Origin of the sequence: Peptoniphilus gorbachii (assembly GCF_016908115.1) — a bacterium.
GTDB lineage: Bacteria > Bacillota > Clostridia > Tissierellales > Peptoniphilaceae > Peptoniphilus_A > Peptoniphilus_A gorbachii.
In genome coordinates this window covers 164,850-181,072 of sequence record NZ_JAFBDH010000003.1, presented here as the reverse complement: position 1 = coordinate 181,072, position 16,223 = coordinate 164,850, and the positions used below count along the sequence as shown (strand labels likewise).

Here is a 16,223-nt window from a genome sequence, read left to right as displayed (position 1 = left end):
CCTATACATTAAATTTAAATACAATTACATCGCCATCTTCAACGACATAATCTTTTCCTTCACTTCTTATAAGTCCCTTTTCTCTTGCCGCAGCAACTGAACCTGACTCAACTAAGTCCTTGTAGCTAACAGTGTCAGCTTTAATAAAGCCTCTTTCCATATCAGTGTGAATTTTCCCTGCAGCTGTTGGTGCCTTTGAGCCCTTTTTAATTGTCCAAGCCCTAGTTTCCATTTCACCAGTTGTTAAAAATGAAATTAAACCTAATAGTTTATAGGAAGATTTAATTAATTTGTCAAGACCAGAAGAATCAAGGCCAAGTTCTTCAAGGAAAAGTTCTTTTTCATCTGGATCAAGAGAGGCAATTTCTGCTTCTATTTCTGCAGAGATTACTACAACTTCGTCGCCAGATTTTTCTGCGTATTCTCTAACTTTTTTTACATATTCATTGTCTTCTTTATTTAATTCTTCTTCGGCTACATTGCATACATAAATTACAGGTTTTGCACTTAAAAGAGAATAATTTTTTATGATTTTTTCTTCTTCCTCGTCAAGCTCAACTTCTCTTGCAGCTTTTCCTTCTTCAAGAGCATTTTTAATTTTTTCTAAAAGATCTCTTTCCTTAGCAAGAGATTTTTCTGCTCTAGCTTTTTTTACAACTTTTCCATATCTGTTTTCTACTTGTTCAAGATCTGAAAAAATTAATTCTAAATTTATATTTTCAATATCACGAAGAGGATCTATTAATCCGTCAACATGAATAATATTTTCATCGTCAAAACATCTAACTACATGTACAATGGCATCAACTTCACGAATATTTGATAAAAATTGATTTCCAAGTCCTTCCCCCTTACTTGCACCTTTAACAAGACCGGCTATATCATAAAATTCTATATTAGTGTGAACAATTTTTTCTGACTTGCTTAACTTTGCAAGCACATCTAATCTTTCATCAGGTACATTTACAACCCCAACATTTGGTTCAATAGTTGCAAAGGGATAATTTGCAGCTTCAGCACCAGCACTTGTAAGGGCATTAAATAAAGTTGACTTACCAACATTTGGTAGTCCTACGATTCCAAGTTTCATTAGAAAACCTCCATTCAAATTAAAATTATATCACAGGCGGGCCAAGACGTCATTTAATTTCATTTATAAAAAATTTTTGAGTTTATTCTATTAATAATAAAACTTTAATTAATTTATTATTTTTCTTTAAAAAAATTTTTAATATCATTAAAATCTTAAATAAATCTTAAATTTTTAAATTAATTGCACTATAAAAGGCTAGTCTAACTTTTATTTAGCTTTTTTTTATTGTATAATGAGTTTAACAATTATTAAAGAGGTGAATAGTATGAGTGCCATCGTCATAAATGACCTGACAAAAGGCAAGGGCAAGGAAAAAGTCTTATCAAATTTAAATTTAGAAATTTTAGATGGCGAATTTTTCTCTCTTCTTGGAACAGAAAACTCCGGAAAGACAACTCTTGCAAGAATTATTATGGGATACTTAAAACCCGGTAGAGGATCTATTAGGGTTTATGATATGGATTCATTTAAAGAATCAAAGGAAATAAAAGAAACTGTGTCCTTCGTTTCTGAAGATATGATTTTCGATTCAAAGATAAAATCTTATGCTTTATTAAAGAAGACACTTAACGCACATGGTCTATCTAACACAGAAGATATTGATGTTCTCTGTGATTATTTTGACTTTAATTCAAACCTTCGCATTTGCGATTTAAGAGATAGGGAAAGAAAACTTTTTTCTATTATAAATGCCTTAGTTATTAAACCAAGACTTATAATATTAGATAAACCTACAAAATTTTTAGAAGATAAAGATGTTGATAAACTTTTCTCTTATATCAAGAGATTAAATGAAACAGAAGGCTTAACTGTTTTATTATTATCCGACTCACTTAGAGAGGCAAAAAAATATTCTTCAAGAATTGCCTACTTATCTGATGGAAAAATTCAAGATACTGAATACAATAATGTAAAGGCCGCTGGAGATAAGGTTTTAAAAATTGATTCTTACAGAGGAAATTTAAATTACTTTACTTCCATTGGTGCAAGAATTATTAAAGATGAGGAAGATGAAACTATTCTTTACTTCGACGGAGCTCTACCTGAACTTTCAAAGGTAATCTATGAAGAAGGTCTAGAAAATTATGTCCTTGAAGATGCAAAATTATCTGACAAGGTAAATGCTTATTACAAGGGAGAAAATGCAAAGCTTCCTAGAAGAAAAGCACCAGCTCCAGAAAAAGAAGTAATTGAGAATCCTACAGAAAAAATTTCTGAAAATAGTCTTGAAACTTCTGAAGTTAATGGAGTTACAGAAAATACAATAAAAATTAATGAAGCAGAAAATAATTTTTCTGAAGTAGAAGGTGTCAATTTAGAAAATTCTGAAAAAGATATTATTCATAACACAAAGACAAATCTTTTTGTAGATGAAGATAAAGTTGTCCTTGACGAAGAAGCTTCTCCTGCAATAAAAAATGAAAATGCAGAAAATGAAGTTGATGATATAGTTAAAGAAAACTCAATTGAAAATAAAGAACTTTTCCGTGACAATTCAGAAGAAAATAAACAAAATGATACAATTATTTTTAAAACCTCTGATGAAGGCGTCTTTAATGCAACAGAAGAGACAAAGCTAAAGGAGGATAAAGATGATATTTAATATGGAATTCAAATCAAATTTTGCAAAGATGATATCTTGGGCTATTGTCCTAATAATTTTACTTGGACTTATGCTTGCCTTTTATCCCTTCCTTGCAGAATCACAAATGAACTCACTATTTAATTCAGTTATGGAAAGCTTTAACGAGCCAACTAGAAATATTTTGGGTCTTTATGAAGGAATGGATATAGTAAATATTGGCGATTACATTGCCCTTGTTTACCATTACCTTGCAGTTTTAATATTTGTATTTGCAATGCAACTTGGAGCAAGCTCTCTTGCAAAGGAACAAAGTTCAGGTAACATCGAATACATTTATTCAAATCCAATTTCAAAATCAGAAATCGTAACAGGAAAAATTGCTGCCAACTTGTTGACTTACATTTTATTTTTAATAATTATGGCACTTGCAACAGTTGGACTTGTCCTTGGAATTTCTTCCATAGGAATTGGTGCAAGTGATGCAGCTGAAATAACAAGTTTTGAAATTTTTGAAGCAGTAGTAAAAGTTTTTGTTGGACTACTTGGCTCAGGTCTTGTATTTATGTCTATTGGATTTTTCTTTTCTTCAATGTCAAAATCTTCACTACACCAAGATGCAGTGGCTGCCCTATTTATATTTTTAATTGTCCTACTTACAATTGTAGGAAAAGTTATAGGCGATGTCTTTGGCATGCTTGTTTCTTACTTCCCTAACGAAGCCTTTAGACCTTATAGCTTTGTCAGTGCAAACTTAAACCTATTTGGCATAATAGCAAATGCAGTCATATTTATCCTCATGATAGTATTGACTTACACAATCTATTCAAATAAAGAACTTAAATATTAATTTTAGAAAACTACTTTGCTTAAAACAAAGTAGTTTTTTTGTACTCAAAATTATTTTTCATAAATTCTAATTTTAAAAATTTGTCAGAATTATTATCTCTATCACGAATATATTAGTGAAGGAGGAAATATGGATAATAAAGACTTGATAGAAAGGCTAAAAAAGAAAGATGAAGATGCCCTTTATATATTTATTGAAGAGTACGGAAAAATATTAAAAGGTGTTATTTCAAAAACGCTTTGGAAATATCCAAACCTTTGGGAAGAAGCCATGAATGACGCCCTCTTTAGTATATGGCAAAATATTGATTACTTTGATTCCAGTAGGTCCACTTTTAAAAATTGGTGTGCCCTTGTTGCAAAGTATAGAGCCATAGATATTCTTAGAAAAGAAATTAAATTTGAAAGCCTTAGACTAGATGAAGATTCAAAAATTGTGGATTCAGATTTATCTTCAAATCTAGAAATAGAAGAAATCCTTTCACTTTTAAATGAAGATGACAAAAAACTTTTTGAAAATATTTTTATCCATGGTCTTTCTTATAAAGAGGCAGCATCTAAACAAAATATTTCCACAGCAAATGCCTATAAAAAAGTTAGCAGAGGAAGAAATTTTTTAAAAAAATGGAGGGAAAGTTTTTATGAAAAATAATATTTATGATGAGTTAAACGACATGAAAATAGAATATGAAGAAGTTCCTCTTAATGATTTCGAAAGAGAAAAACTAAATAAAACTGTTAAATCATTAAAAATAAAAAACAAGAAAAATAAGTTTAATAAAAAAGTGGTGGCAATAGCAGCATCTCTTATATTGATTTTTGGAATAACAAACTACAAATCCGGTGGCTATGTCTTAGCTAAGACAAGAGAATTAGCAAGTAATTTTAAAATTTCTTTATCAGATGCCATGGGTCTTTCAAGGGAAGTTGATAAGTACAGCGTAAATTTAAATGAAGCTTTTGAAATAAATGGCAAAAAATATATTTTTGATAAATTTATTATTGAAGATAATAATTTATACACTGTAATTTTGAGCCTAAATGACTCAAAAAAAATGCTCTCTGGAAAAGTTTCCTTAACTGAACTTAAGGTTAATGGCAAGAAAAATAAAATTCTTGGCTCCAGTGCCTCTGGATATACTTTAGCTGAAGATGAAAAAGTAAATGTTTATACTCTTAAATATGATTTAGAAGATTCTTTGCCAAAAGAAGGCAAAGTTAATTTAGAATTTTTCTTCGATGAGTTTTTAGGAAACAAGAAAAAAATTAGTCTCTCAACAAATATAGATATGTCACAAATGAAAATGAATAAAAATATTATAGCAAAGGACTTTACTATTCCAGATACTAATAATATTGTCATTGAAAGCCTTACTACAAGCCCAGCTTCACAAAAAATTGTATTGACCTATCCTGACTCCGAAGATGGATTTATTTATACAATAAAAGCCAGAGATTCTAAAGATAGATTTGTTTACTTTGAAACTCGCGAAGCAGAGAAAAATAAATCCACTCTATATTTTTCACCAGTCATTAGCAAGGTCACTGCCGATGAACTTTTAAATGAAATCAAAACACTAAAATGCCAATTATACAGAGTGACAGTCAACAGCTATGACAAAGAAATGCCTATTGGAGAACAAGCAATTGGTGACGAGTTTACTCTCACTTTAAAATAAAAATTTATATTATGGAAAAAGTCCTACCCGACAAAAGGTAGGACTTTTTCCAATGCAATTATTTTATGAGGTTTATGCAATTTTTTCTATTTGTTTCATATTTTCTAAACTTTTTAATCTTTCTGATTCTATATTATTTGATTCTTCTATTTTTTCGTTGTAAATTCTATTTAATTCTTCTTCTGTCACCTCACTTGGAAGAATGTCTAGGACAACTTCGCCCTTATTTAGCATTATTATTCTGTCAGAATATTCTATGGCATTTTTCAAGTTGTGAGTAATCATAAGTGTTGTGATCTTTTCTTTTTTAATTAAGTTGTTAGTCTTATCCATGATTAGCTTTGATGTCTTTGGGTCAAGGGCTGCTGTATGTTCGTCAAGTAAAAGTATTTTTGGTTTTTTTACTGTCGCCATTAAAAGAGATAGTGATTGTCTTTGTCCACCTGATAAAAATTTTACTTGTGTCTTTAATTTATTTTCAAGTCCAAGGTCAAGGCTCTTTAGTTTTTCAATTATTTTTTCATTGTTAGCCTTGTCGATTAATTTTTTGAAGGTAAATTTATGTCCCTTTTTAAAAGCCATGGACATGTTTTCTAAAATATTTAGGCTTTGGCAAACTCCCTTTGAAGGGTCTTGATTTACCTTTCCAATGTCTATTGCCCTCTTGTCTTCAGATAATTTTGCAATGTCTACATCGTCTAAGAGAATTTCTCCCTTATCTGGGTTAAGTGATCCAGAAATCATATTAAATAATGTAGACTTGCCACATCCATTTGGTCCTAAAATTGCAACGCACTTATTTTCTTCAATATCAAGGGAAAAGTTATTAAATACTTGATTTTCTTCTTCCATTCCCTTGTAAAAAGTTTTTGATATATTTTTAATTTGTAGCATTTTCTTCCCTCTTTCCCTTTAATACAGATAGTCCCTTGGAGGAGACATTATTATAAACTATAAAGAATACAACTATTATTGCAGTTATTCCCTTTAAATCACTTGGAGCAAGTCCAAGGTAAAGGGCTATGCCGTAAATGATTCTATAAATTATTGCTCCTATTATTGCCCTTGTAGTTCTATTTAAAAAGTTTGCGTTCTTTAAAAAGGCATCGCCTATAATAACTGATGCAAGAGCAGATACGATTATGGCTTGACCCATTGTTATGTCTGCGTAGCCATTTGACTGTGCCATTAAGGCTCCTGCCAAGGCTGCCAATGCATTTGAAATTATAAGACCTATAGCAATATACTTGTCTGGATTTTTGCCAAGAGCTTTTACTAGAGTTTCATTGTCGCCAGTTGCCAAAAGTAAATATCCTTTTTCTGTTTTTAAAAACCAATCTAAAATAATTTTTATTATTAGGGTCATGACAATTAAAATTACAATTTTTGGAAGGCTTTCAAAAAGTTGAAAAACAGTTTTATAATCAAAGAAGGTAACATTTGGCGTGCCAGTAATTCTCAAATTAACTGAATATAAAAATGTCATGGTCAAAATCCCTGCAAGTATTGCCTGAATTTTAAATTTTCTAAATAAAATATAAGTTATATATCCACCAAGACCACCTGCAATAAGTGAAACTAACATTGCAAGTAGTGGGTTCATTCCAAGAGTTAGCATCTTTGCAAAGGCAAAAGCTCCCAGCGGAAAGGTACCTTCCACAGACATATCTGGAAAATCTAAAATTTTAAATGTTATTACTACTCCTATTGTCAATATGGAAAATATAAGTCCCATGACAATGGATTCCATTATTACTGAATTCAACTTTCTTCCTCCTAAAATTTATTATAATTTTTTATTCAACGACCTTTGCGTCTTTCATTAAATTATCTTCATTACTTAGTCCAAGGGCCTCAGCAGTTTTTTTGTTTACAACTTTTCTTGTGTCAGTTGAAAATACTACTGGAAGTTCAGAAACTTTTTTGCCGCCAAGAATTTCACTTGCCATGCCTGCTGCTTTCTTTCCAAGATCTACATAGTCAACACCTGCACTAAATAGTATTCCATTTTCTACAGGTCCTTCTTCTGATGCAAAGGAAGGAATTTTTGATTCCTTTAAAGATTCTGCTATTATTGTTGAGGCAGATGAAACTGTGTTATCTGTAATCGCCATAAAGATGTCAATCTTTGGCTCTATTGTCTTTATTGCAGTTGACACGTCATTAATATTATTTACTCCAACTTCAACTACATTTAATCCAAAACCTGCAGCTGCTTTTTTAAGTTCTTCTACTTGGAATTTTGAATTGGCTTCGTTTGTAGAAAACATAACGCCAACATTTTTGACATCTGGGAAAATACTTATCATTTCTTCAAGTTGTGCAGAGATTGAAAAATAATCACTGACACCAGTTACATTTTCTTCTGGCTCTTCTAAATTTTTAAGAAGATCAGCACTTTCAGGATCAGTTACTGCGTTAAAAATAATTGGAATTTCCTTTTCACCGTTCTTTGCACCTTGTGCAGCTGGAGTTGCAATTGCATAAATCAAATCAACTTTTTTATCTTGAAAAGATTTAATAATTGATGGGACAACTGTCAAATCTCCATTGGCATTTTTTGAAATAATTTCAACATCTGGATTAGTCCTTTTTATTTCATCTTCAAAACCTTGTCTTGCTCTTTCAAGGGCAATGTGGTCTGCAATTTGAATGACACCAATTTTTTTTGCACTGCTAGTTTCCTTAGCAGTTTCTTCTTTCACATTTTCACTATTTCCACTTTTGCCACAAGCCACAAGGACAAGGGACATAATAAGTAAAACAAACAACTTTCTAAATTTCATAAAAAACCTCCATAAAATAAAAAAAGCCTTTCATCCACATTGGGACGAAAGACTGACTTCGCGGTACCACCCGATTTTATAATCTAAAAAGATTACCTCACCTTAAGGTCTAACAACCTCTAGCCTCAGTTAACGGTGGCTTCCGTACTTGCCTACTAATTTCAACAAATAAGCTTTAGAGTGTATATTAAACTTTTGTGTATTGCCTCGCACCAGACGGCAACTCTCTTAAATCATCAAAAATTCTTTTTTCTCTTTCAACGCTTTTATTAAATTAAATTGATTATATTCTAGTAGCAGAACAAAGTCAAGCCTTTTTTTATTTTTCCCAAAAAATTTTTTATTTAGTTTTTAAAATTTAATTAATGCTCGCTGAAATTATTTTAAAATTTCAGCATCCTTTAAATTTTCGTTGTTTAAATCAAGTCCAAGAGCCTCTGCAGTTTTTCCATTTACCTTTTTCTTTGAAGCCTTGTTGTCTTCTGCGTGAATATTTTTAATGTCTTCGCCCTTTAAAATTTTTATGGCAAGATCAGCTGCTTGTCTTCCATGTTCGTAGTAGTCAACGCCTTCGCTCATTAAAAGTCCCTTAGAAACTTGTCCCTCTTCTGCTGAAAGAGATGGAATTTTTTCTTTTAATAAACTTTCAGCAACGATTGGACCAGCTGATGCAACTGTGTTGTCTGTTAGGGCATAATAGGCATCGATCTTTCCAGTTAAAGTTGAAAGAGCTTGACCAATGTCATTTATATTATTTATTCCAACTGTTTCAAGTTTAAGTCCAAGCTCCTTACAAGCATTCTCTAAAGCTTCCACTTGTACCTTTGAATTAGCTTCATTAGTTGAGAAAATTGTTCCTATAGTTTTTATGTCAGGATAAATTTTTAAGAAGGATTCAATTTGATTCTTGGCTGAAACTGCATCGTTAACTCCTGTGATGTTTGTAATTTTATCTGGTCCTTCAATTAGCCCTGCTTCCACTGGATCTGTAACTGCTGAATAGACAATATTTTTATTTGGAAGAGCAGTCTTTGCTCCCTGTGCAGCTGGAGTAGAAATAGCGTAAACTAATTTGTAGTCATCGCCTTCAAATTTTTTTGGTGCAGTAGTAGTTAAAGCTTGGTCGCCTTGCAAATTTTCAACTTCAACTTCTGCCTCAATGCCTTCTTCCTTTAACCTATCCTCAAAACCCTTTAGGGCATTGTCTAGGGACACGTGTTCAATATACTGAATGGCGCCAATTTTTATTTTGCCATCTTCTTTTTCTGCTTTCTTATCGCCTGCACATCCAACAAGTGAAAGTGCAAGGGCACCAATACTTATAACTTTTACCATTTTCTTTAAATTTTTCATTTTTGTCCTCCAAAAAAATTATTTAAAATAATAAAAAAATCCTCCACCCATATAGGGCGAAGGATTCGCTGTACCACCTAAGTTCGAAATATAAATATTTCCTCATTAAAGATCTAACAATCTCTAGTCCATGATAACGGTGACTGCCGTGAAGATCTACTCGCGTTCAATCTTCATGCTTTAGAGTGAATATATGATACTAACTTGTCTGTGGGCTCTCACCATCCCCACTCTCTTTAAGACTTATTAAATACCTTTTTCTCTTTCTTCGCATTTATTATTTTATTAGAAAGTATTATAGGCACAGGAAAATTATTTGTCAAGAAGATTTTTAATTTTCTTTTTTATTTTTTTATTTTTTCTATAATATTTTTAATCTAATCATTTAATTTATCCTTTTCTTCTTGAAATGAAATAAATAATAAGGCTAATTATTAGATAAACTCCTATGAAAAAAATATCATTTTTTATTGTTGCAGAACTAAGTTTTCCTGTCTTGTAATAAGTAAATCCATCATAAAATATAATAGCAATTATTAAAATAAATAAATTTTTAATTCTATCTTTTAACATTTAAACCTCCATTAAATAGATTTTTGATTTCAAATTTTAAGTAATTAATAATATTAGAAAATTTTAATTTTCTTTTTTATTTTTTATTTTTTCTATGACAAAGTAAGTTAAGACATATAAGACAAAGGCTATTAGGGCAATTTTTAATTTTTCTCCCTCATAGGTCCCAAACTTGTAAATAAAAAACTTCCTCACTAGAATTAAGTAAGCAAATAAGACTAGGGAATGCTTGATGTAATTTTTCATTTTATACCTTTTTCCTTAAATTAGATAGATAATAAGGCAAGTTATTATATAAATTCCAATGACAAAAATGTCACTTTCTATAATATTGTAATTCAAATTCCCCGTCTTATACCAAATAAATATATTAGAAATTATCATACAAAATATTAAAATAAATAAATTTTTAATCCTATCTTTTATCATTTAAACCCGCCTTAAATAAATTTTAGATTTCAAATTTTGGAGCCATAACTCTCTTGTGAGAAGAATTCTTATGCATCCTGTCAATTTTTTCTTTTATTTCAGGCTCTGGAACTTTTTCTCCTCTAATATAGGAGTCGAGGACTTCATAAGTAAAGCCCATTTCATCTTCGTCAGTTTGTCCCACCCAAAGGCCTGCTGATGGTTTTTTATTTATTATAAATTCCGGAAGGCCAAGTTCCTTTGCTATTTCAAAAATATCTGTCTTCAAAATATTTGCAATTGGCATGATGTCTGCTGCTGAGTCACCATATTTTGTTGAGTAGCCAAGATACCACTCGCTGGCATTTGATGGTCCAAGGACTAGGTAGCCAAGGTCTTGGGCATAATAATAAAGTGTGGTCATCCTAAGTCTTGGCTTGATGTTTGACCTTGCCATCTTGTTTTCTGATGTAAAAGATGCCTTCATGAGTTCTTCAAAAGTGCTAGTGAGATCAATTGTCTTTGTCTCTAAGTTTATTGCTTCGGCAACTTTTAGGGCGTCATCTCTATCCTTATCTATACTGTCACAAGGCATAATTAATCCAAGAGAATTTTCTGGAAAAACTCTTTTTGCTATGGCAGCAACTACTGCTGAATCAATTCCACCTGATAGGCCAAAAATAAATCCCTTGGCGCCAACTTTTTTTGCATAATCTCCTACCCATTTTACTAAATCTTCTGTAACTTTTTTATAATCCATAATGTCTCCTAATTTTTAATAAATAATTTTTCCATCAATAGTTGGAAGTTCAATTTCTTCTAAGTCTTCGCTTATAAAATTTGCAGAGGTCAAGTCTCTAATTTTATCTAAAATGCTTTTGTCATCTGAAATGTCAATTGTGACCTCAACTTTATCTGTGTAATTTTCTTTAATGATTTTAAAATTTTCATTGGCAAGTAAATTAATTATAGCACCATGAAAGGTGTAGTCATAAATTATTTTTGTCCTTGTAAAATTTTTTCTCACGCATCTTTTGGCATCATCAAGAGCCTTTATAACTGCGTCTGTGTAGGCACGGACAAGTCCGCCTGCTCCTAGTTTTGTGCCACCAAAGTAACGAGTGACAATGACAAGAACATTTCTCATGTCTTCTTTTTTTAGGACTTCAAGCATGGGAACTCCTGCTGTGCCAGAAGGCTCACCGTCATCAGAATATCTCTGGGTAAGTCCATCTTCGCCAATTATATAGGCATGGCAGTTGTGAGTTGCAGACTTTTCGATTTCCTTTATATCTTTTAAAATTTCAAGGGCCATATCTTCACTTTTTACGAAAAAAGCTCTGCCAATAAAAATAGATTTTTTTATTTCAATTTCAGCTTTTCCCTTTTTTAGAATTGTCTTATACATTTACGACATAATCCTTTACTTTTTCGTATTCACTTTCTTCGAGCTTTAATTCCAAATAAATTCCATCATCTTCATATATTGGTTTTGCATCAAATTTTTCTACTAATTTGTAGAGTAAATCTGTATCACCATAGGCAAATTTTAATTTCACATCAAAATATTTTTCCTCAAGGTTGTCTTCTATGATCTTTAAAAGCCCATCCATATTCTCGTCTTTTTTGGCAGAAATATAAATTTTTTTCTCTGGTAAAACTTTTAGGGGAAGATTTATGTCCTCCGTATTTACCTTGTCAACCTTGTTAAAGACAGTGATTATATTTTTATCTAAGACATCAATGTCCTTTAAGATAGACATAGTTGTCTTGTACTGAATTTCCAAATCCTCACTTGATGCGTCAATGACATGAAGAATTAAATCAGAATACTTGATTTCTTCAAGAGTTGACTTAAAAGCTTCAACAATTTTTGTGGGAAGTTTTGAAACAAAACCAACAGTGTCAGAAATTATAAACTCACGACCAGAAAGAAGCCTTGCCTTTCTTGAAGAAGGGTCAAGGGTTTCGAAAAGCATATTTTTAACAGAAACTTCTCCTGAATCTTCATCCTTTAATCTATTTAATATAGTAGATTTGCCAGCGTTGGTGTAACCAACAAGGGATACAATAGGAATATTGGAGTCAAGTCTTCTAGTCCTTGTGGTGTCTCTAGTCTTTTTTGCCTTTTCAAGTTTTTCTTTAATTTTATCGATTTCTCTTTTTAACCTTCTCCTGTCAGTTTCAATAATTTGCTCACCAGGTCCTCTGGTACCAATTCCACCACCAGTTCTTGACCATCCATCGATGCCAAGAAGTCTAGGTAGTTGATACTCAAGCATGGCAAGTTCAACTTGAAGCTTTGCCTCATAAGTTGTAGCGCGAAGTCCAAAAATATCTAAAATTAAATTTGTCCTGTCAATTACTTTTTTCTTAATTCTCTTTTCCAAATTTCTTACTTGTATGCCAGAAAGCTCGTCGTTAAAGACAACGGCATCAACTTCTAAGAGCCCAACCATTTCCTTTATCTCGTCAACCTTACCTGACCCAATTAAATATTTTGGATTGAACTTTAAAATATTTTGGGTAACTTCTCCCACAACCTCTGCCCCATCTGCAAAGACAAGATCAGATAACTCCTTCATGGAAGTTTCAAGGCTATGAGGGTAGGCGCCAATATTTGTGCCAACAGTTATAACTCTCTCTAATTTTTTATTTGAATTTAAATTCTCAAAATAAACATTATCCATGACTACATTATACTACATAATGCTGTCATAAAAAAATAAGGGAATACTATTTAGCCCATTAACATAATAGTAATCATCTTCTTAAAATGTTATAATTGAAAAAAGGAGTAAATATGAAAAATTTTGCACATCTTAAAAATAATTTTAAAAATTTAAATAAGGGTCAAAAAATTAAAATCGGACTTTTAATTCTGCTTTTAATTTTTGTTTTAATTATTTCACTTTTTTCAGCACTTATTATTTCAATAATTTCAAAAACTCCTGCCACAGACTTAAATAATTTGAGCTCTTCCTTTAATCAGAGCTCCTATATTTATTCTAAAGAAGGAAACTTAATTGAAAAAATTGAATCTCTTGAGTACAGAACACTAATTGACATAGATGACATTCCCGATAATGTAAAAAATGCCTTTGTTGCCATTGAAGATCACAGATTTTACAAGCACAAGGGTCTGGACCCCATTGGAATAGCATCTTCCATTGCTGCAAATATAAAATCAAGGTCCCTCTTGCGTGGAGGTTCAACTATTACTCAGCAGCTAGTGAGATCAGTTTATCTAACTAACCAAAAAACTCTTGGCAGAAAAATTCAAGAGGCATATCTTTCTCTTAGAGTTGAGGATGTCCTAGACAAAAATGAAATTTTGGAAGCCTACTTAAATAGAATTAACTTGGGACAAGGTGCCTATGGCATTGAAGCTGCTGCTCAAACTTATTTTTCTAAGGATGCAGTGGACTTAAACATAGCAGAAGCTGCCCTTCTTGCTGGCATACCAAAGTCTCCAACAAATTATTCTCCCTTTAAATCTGTTCCAGAAGAATATTTAAAGGATGACTTTAAAATTATTGGCAGTCGTGAAATTGACGGCAAGGACCTTTACATGGTTTTAAATGACGACGCCTTTAAAAGGCAAAGAATTGTTTTAATGAGAATGCACGAACTTGGTTATATTGATGATAAAGATTATGAAAAAGCAAAAAACTATGACATTGTAAGTGCCTTAAACCCACGAAATTTTAAAAATCACACCATGTCTACCTACTCCACTGACTACATAAAAAAAGAGGCTTCTAGGTACCTTGCTGATTTTTATAAGACAAGTTTGGAAGAAGGCGAGCATAAACTTTTCACTGGTGGCTACAAGGTTTATTCAACAATTGACGAAAATATTCAAAAGGACTTAGAAAATAAATACGAAAACTTTAAAAACTTTTTATTAAATAGGTCATCATCTGGTGGCAGCAGAATGTTAAATTTAAACTTTGATGCTGGCAACAATATTATCTTTGGCGACGAAATTTTATACTTTCATCGCAACAATATTTTAGATGAGAATTTTAATTTAGTAATTCCAAAATCATCTTACAGCATTTCATCTCATGGTGATTTAAAAATTAAAAGCCTTTATTTCAAAGATTTAGGACAAAAAATTGACATTATAGATGCCTATGTCATCGACAATAACAAAATTTTAAATACCTTTGAAATTGGTGGACTAAAAATTGAAGAAGGAGCCGGAGAACTTAAAAATAATTATTTAATAATTGATGGATCCTACTTAAAGGACTATCCAGATTTCTATAAAATCGAAAATGACAAGTTGATTATTTCAAATAAATATTTTGACTTCAACCCAAGCCCTCTTATGCAACCTCAATCAGCAATGATTGTCGTAAATAATGACACTGGTTTTGTGGAAGGAATAATTGGCGGTCTCGATGTTAGGACAAAAAACGCAAAAATTTTAAATCGTGCAACAGATTCTTATAGGCAACCAGGATCTGCCCTTACACCTTTAACTGTCTACCTTCCAGCACTTATGGAGGGAAAAACTCTTGGAGATGTCTATGACGATGTGCCAAGAACTTATGACGGAATGTTTTGGCCACACAATTACTACGATTCCTTTAAGGGACTAATGACTATTCGCCTTGCCATGGAAAATTCTTCCAATGTAATTGCAGCAGACCTCCTAAATGAAATTGGTAAAGACAAAGCCCTTGATGTCCTTAAAAAATTTGAAATAATAAAGGAAGATGGCAATGATTATTTTATAAATCAAAAGGAAAATAAAAAGAAAAATGACGAAAACTTAGAGTCTCTTGCCCTTGGAAATATGCAAGTTGGCTTAAGTCTTTATGATTTATCAAAGATGTATCAGACAATTTCCAATGAAGGAGTATATAAAGAAGAAACTGCAATTTTAAAAATTGAAGACCCAAGTGGAAATATAATTATAGACAACTCCAAGAAGGAGAAAAAACTTTTTGACCATAAGATTTCTCATCTTTTAAAGGATGCTTTTATTTCTAATGGCACTAGAGGTAATGCTAGTGGAACAAGTATAGGAAATTCAGAAACTGGAGCTTACTTGGGACAAAATAAGACAAATTCAGATTATTTTCTAAATGCCTTTAATAAGAACCACACAATTTCTCTTTGGATTGGTGCTGATTCTCCAAAAATTTCTCTTTCATCTGATAAATCTTCTGCAGTTGAGTTATTTAATAGAATGGCAAAAAATTTAAGCAAGGATGAAAAATTTGATGAAGATCCATCTTATATTGTGACGAGAAATATTTCATCAAAAAGCGGCAAACTTGCCACAAAAATGAGTAACTACGCTGGTGCATCTTACAGGGAAAAATTCATCTCTGGCACAGAGCCAAGTGAGCAAGATGATTTATTTAAAAAATATTTAATTTGCAAAGATTCAAATAAACTTGCAACTCAGTTTTGTCCATCTGAATCAGTCCTATATACTGTTCGCTTTGAAAGAAAGGATAAGTATGATGCAAAAGACCACTATGGCATTTATCCTGATGACTATATGACTGTGCCAAAGGAACATTGCGACTTTCACACTAGAGAGTGGTATAATGAATTTGGAGAAGATGAAGAAGATAATTCTTTAAATAATAATGATAAAAAGACTAAAAAGTCTTCAAAACATGACAAATCAAAAAAATCATCTAATAAGATAAAAACAAGTAAAAAGAAAAAATAGGAGGAATTATGAAAAAATTAAAGAGCTTAATTAAATTTATTGCCTTTATAAAATTTATAAAGCCAAAAAGAAGAAGGAGAAGAATAAAATTAATGCCACTTTTAAACCCAAAGAGAGCAGGTAAAGTTGTCTATCACGCTGGCAAAATAAGAATGAGAAACGAAATAAAGAGATTATTATACTAAATTCACAAGTAAATAAA

General features: G+C 31.6%; 16 protein-coding genes and 2 other annotated features. Of the genes, 6 read left to right on the top strand and 10 right to left on the bottom strand.

Features of this window, described 5'->3' with window-relative positions:
* Position 1 precedes the first annotated feature (1 nt).
* Positions 2-1,090, bottom strand: a complete 1,089-nt coding sequence (gene ychF, locus JOD41_RS04305; RefSeq protein ID WP_205051730.1) for a redox-regulated ATPase YchF — start codon at positions 1,088-1,090, stop codon at positions 2-4.
* 268 nt (positions 1,091-1,358) lie between these two features.
* On the opposite strand from ychF, the gene JOD41_RS04300 reads away from it, so the two are divergent.
* The 4 genes from JOD41_RS04300 (at position 1,359) to JOD41_RS04285 (ending at position 5,203) form a co-directional block, all read left to right on the top strand.
* Positions 1,359-2,696, top strand: coding sequence for an ATP-binding cassette domain-containing protein (locus tag JOD41_RS04300; protein ID WP_205051729.1), 1,338 nt, complete (start codon positions 1,359-1,361; stop codon positions 2,694-2,696).
* Entirely contained in the window at positions 2,686-3,525 is an 840-nt protein-coding gene (locus JOD41_RS04295) for an ABC transporter permease subunit (protein ID WP_205051728.1), read from the top strand. Before JOD41_RS04300 ends, JOD41_RS04295 begins: the two co-directional genes overlap by 11 nt.
* A gap of 129 nt (positions 3,526-3,654) precedes the next feature.
* The gene (locus tag JOD41_RS04290; RefSeq protein WP_205051727.1) at positions 3,655-4,176 is read left to right on the top strand and encodes a sigma-70 family RNA polymerase sigma factor; all 522 of its coding nucleotides are present in this window, start codon (positions 3,655-3,657) and stop codon (positions 4,174-4,176) included.
* Positions 4,166-5,203 carry a DUF4179 domain-containing protein gene (locus tag JOD41_RS04285; protein WP_205051726.1) on the top strand — a complete coding sequence of 346 codons (1,038 nt, stop codon included), beginning with the start codon at positions 4,166-4,168 and terminating at the stop codon, positions 5,201-5,203. The genes JOD41_RS04290 and JOD41_RS04285 overlap by 11 nt, the downstream gene beginning before the upstream one ends.
* Positions 5,204-5,275: 72 nt before the next feature.
* On the opposite strand, the gene JOD41_RS04280 is transcribed toward JOD41_RS04285, so the two are convergent.
* The 9 genes from JOD41_RS04280 to hflX all read right to left on the bottom strand — a co-directional run bounded on the left by JOD41_RS04280 (position 5,276) and on the right by hflX (position 13,013).
* Positions 5,276-6,097 (bottom strand): ABC transporter ATP-binding protein, encoded by an 822-nt coding sequence (locus tag JOD41_RS04280; RefSeq protein ID WP_205051725.1) that lies wholly within the window; start codon positions 6,095-6,097, stop codon positions 5,276-5,278.
* Entirely contained in the window at positions 6,084-6,968 is an 885-nt protein-coding gene (locus tag JOD41_RS04275) for an ABC transporter permease (RefSeq protein ID WP_019107709.1), read from the bottom strand. The genes JOD41_RS04280 and JOD41_RS04275 overlap by 14 nt, the downstream gene beginning before the upstream one ends.
* Before the next feature lie 31 nt (positions 6,969-6,999).
* Positions 7,000-7,989, bottom strand: a complete 990-nt coding sequence (locus tag JOD41_RS04270; RefSeq protein WP_205051724.1) for an ABC transporter substrate-binding protein — start codon at positions 7,987-7,989, stop codon at positions 7,000-7,002.
* A gap of 37 nt (positions 7,990-8,026) precedes the next feature.
* Positions 8,027-8,259 (bottom strand) — a binding site (T-box leader).
* A gap of 108 nt (positions 8,260-8,367) precedes the next feature.
* A complete protein-coding gene (locus tag JOD41_RS04265; RefSeq protein WP_205051723.1) occupies positions 8,368-9,342 on the bottom strand; it encodes an ABC transporter substrate-binding protein in 975 nt (324 codons plus the stop codon).
* 49 nt (positions 9,343-9,391) lie between these two features.
* Positions 9,392-9,620, bottom strand: a binding site (T-box leader).
* 112 nt (positions 9,621-9,732) lie between these two features.
* Positions 9,733-9,915 carry a hypothetical protein gene (locus tag JOD41_RS04260; RefSeq protein WP_205051722.1) on the bottom strand — a complete coding sequence of 61 codons (183 nt, stop codon included), beginning with the start codon at positions 9,913-9,915 and terminating at the stop codon, positions 9,733-9,735.
* A gap of 63 nt (positions 9,916-9,978) precedes the next feature.
* Positions 9,979-10,161, bottom strand: coding sequence for a hypothetical protein (locus JOD41_RS04255; protein ID WP_205051721.1), 183 nt, complete (start codon positions 10,159-10,161; stop codon positions 9,979-9,981).
* A gap of 205 nt (positions 10,162-10,366) precedes the next feature.
* Positions 10,367-11,083, bottom strand: coding sequence for an NAD(+) synthase (nadE, locus tag JOD41_RS04250; RefSeq protein WP_205051720.1), 717 nt, complete (start codon positions 11,081-11,083; stop codon positions 10,367-10,369).
* 15 nt (positions 11,084-11,098) lie between these two features.
* Complete coding sequence (locus JOD41_RS04245; protein ID WP_205051719.1) at positions 11,099-11,731, bottom strand: YigZ family protein; 633 nt, start codon at positions 11,729-11,731, stop codon at positions 11,099-11,101.
* Positions 11,724-13,013, bottom strand: coding sequence for a GTPase HflX (gene hflX / locus JOD41_RS04240; protein ID WP_205051718.1), 1,290 nt, complete (start codon positions 13,011-13,013; stop codon positions 11,724-11,726). Before hflX ends, JOD41_RS04245 begins: the two co-directional genes overlap by 8 nt.
* Positions 13,014-13,126: 113 nt before the next feature.
* On the opposite strand from hflX, the gene JOD41_RS04235 reads away from it, so the two are divergent.
* Positions 13,127-16,021 carry a transglycosylase domain-containing protein gene (locus JOD41_RS04235; protein WP_205051717.1) on the top strand — a complete coding sequence of 965 codons (2,895 nt, stop codon included), beginning with the start codon at positions 13,127-13,129 and terminating at the stop codon, positions 16,019-16,021.
* Between the two features lie 8 nt (positions 16,022-16,029).
* The gene (locus JOD41_RS04230) at positions 16,030-16,206 is read left to right on the top strand and encodes a hypothetical protein (RefSeq protein ID WP_205051716.1); all 177 of its coding nucleotides are present in this window, start codon (positions 16,030-16,032) and stop codon (positions 16,204-16,206) included.
* Positions 16,207-16,223 lie beyond the last annotated feature (17 nt).

Bases quoted from the DNA above. Each gene is read 5' to 3' on its own strand.
- ychF (WP_205051730.1), bottom strand. From the start codon at position 1,090: ATGAAACTTGGAATCGTAGGACTACCAAATGTTGGTAAGTCAACTTTA.
- JOD41_RS04300 (WP_205051729.1), top strand. From the start codon at position 1,359: ATGAGTGCCATCGTCATAAATGACCTGACAAAAGGCAAGGGCAAGGAA.
- JOD41_RS04295 (WP_205051728.1), top strand. From the start codon at position 2,686: ATGATATTTAATATGGAATTCAAATCAAATTTTGCAAAGATGATATCT.
- JOD41_RS04290 (WP_205051727.1), top strand. From the start codon at position 3,655: ATGGATAATAAAGACTTGATAGAAAGGCTAAAAAAGAAAGATGAAGAT.
- JOD41_RS04285 (WP_205051726.1), top strand. From the start codon at position 4,166: ATGAAAAATAATATTTATGATGAGTTAAACGACATGAAAATAGAATAT.
- JOD41_RS04280 (WP_205051725.1), bottom strand. From the start codon at position 6,097: ATGCTACAAATTAAAAATATATCAAAAACTTTTTACAAGGGAATGGAA.
- JOD41_RS04270 (WP_205051724.1), bottom strand. From the start codon at position 7,989: ATGAAATTTAGAAAGTTGTTTGTTTTACTTATTATGTCCCTTGTCCTT.
- JOD41_RS04265 (WP_205051723.1), bottom strand. From the start codon at position 9,342: ATGAAAAATTTAAAGAAAATGGTAAAAGTTATAAGTATTGGTGCCCTT.
- JOD41_RS04260 (WP_205051722.1), bottom strand. From the start codon at position 9,915: ATGTTAAAAGATAGAATTAAAAATTTATTTATTTTAATAATTGCTATT.
- JOD41_RS04255 (WP_205051721.1), bottom strand. From the start codon at position 10,161: ATGAAAAATTACATCAAGCATTCCCTAGTCTTATTTGCTTACTTAATT.
- nadE (WP_205051720.1), bottom strand. From the start codon at position 11,083: ATGGATTATAAAAAAGTTACAGAAGATTTAGTAAAATGGGTAGGAGAT.
- JOD41_RS04245 (WP_205051719.1), bottom strand. From the start codon at position 11,731: ATGTATAAGACAATTCTAAAAAAGGGAAAAGCTGAAATTGAAATAAAA.
- hflX (WP_205051718.1), bottom strand. From the start codon at position 13,013: ATGGATAATGTTTATTTTGAGAATTTAAATTCAAATAAAAAATTAGAG.
- JOD41_RS04235 (WP_205051717.1), top strand. From the start codon at position 13,127: ATGAAAAATTTTGCACATCTTAAAAATAATTTTAAAAATTTAAATAAG.
- JOD41_RS04230 (WP_205051716.1), top strand. From the start codon at position 16,030: ATGAAAAAATTAAAGAGCTTAATTAAATTTATTGCCTTTATAAAATTT.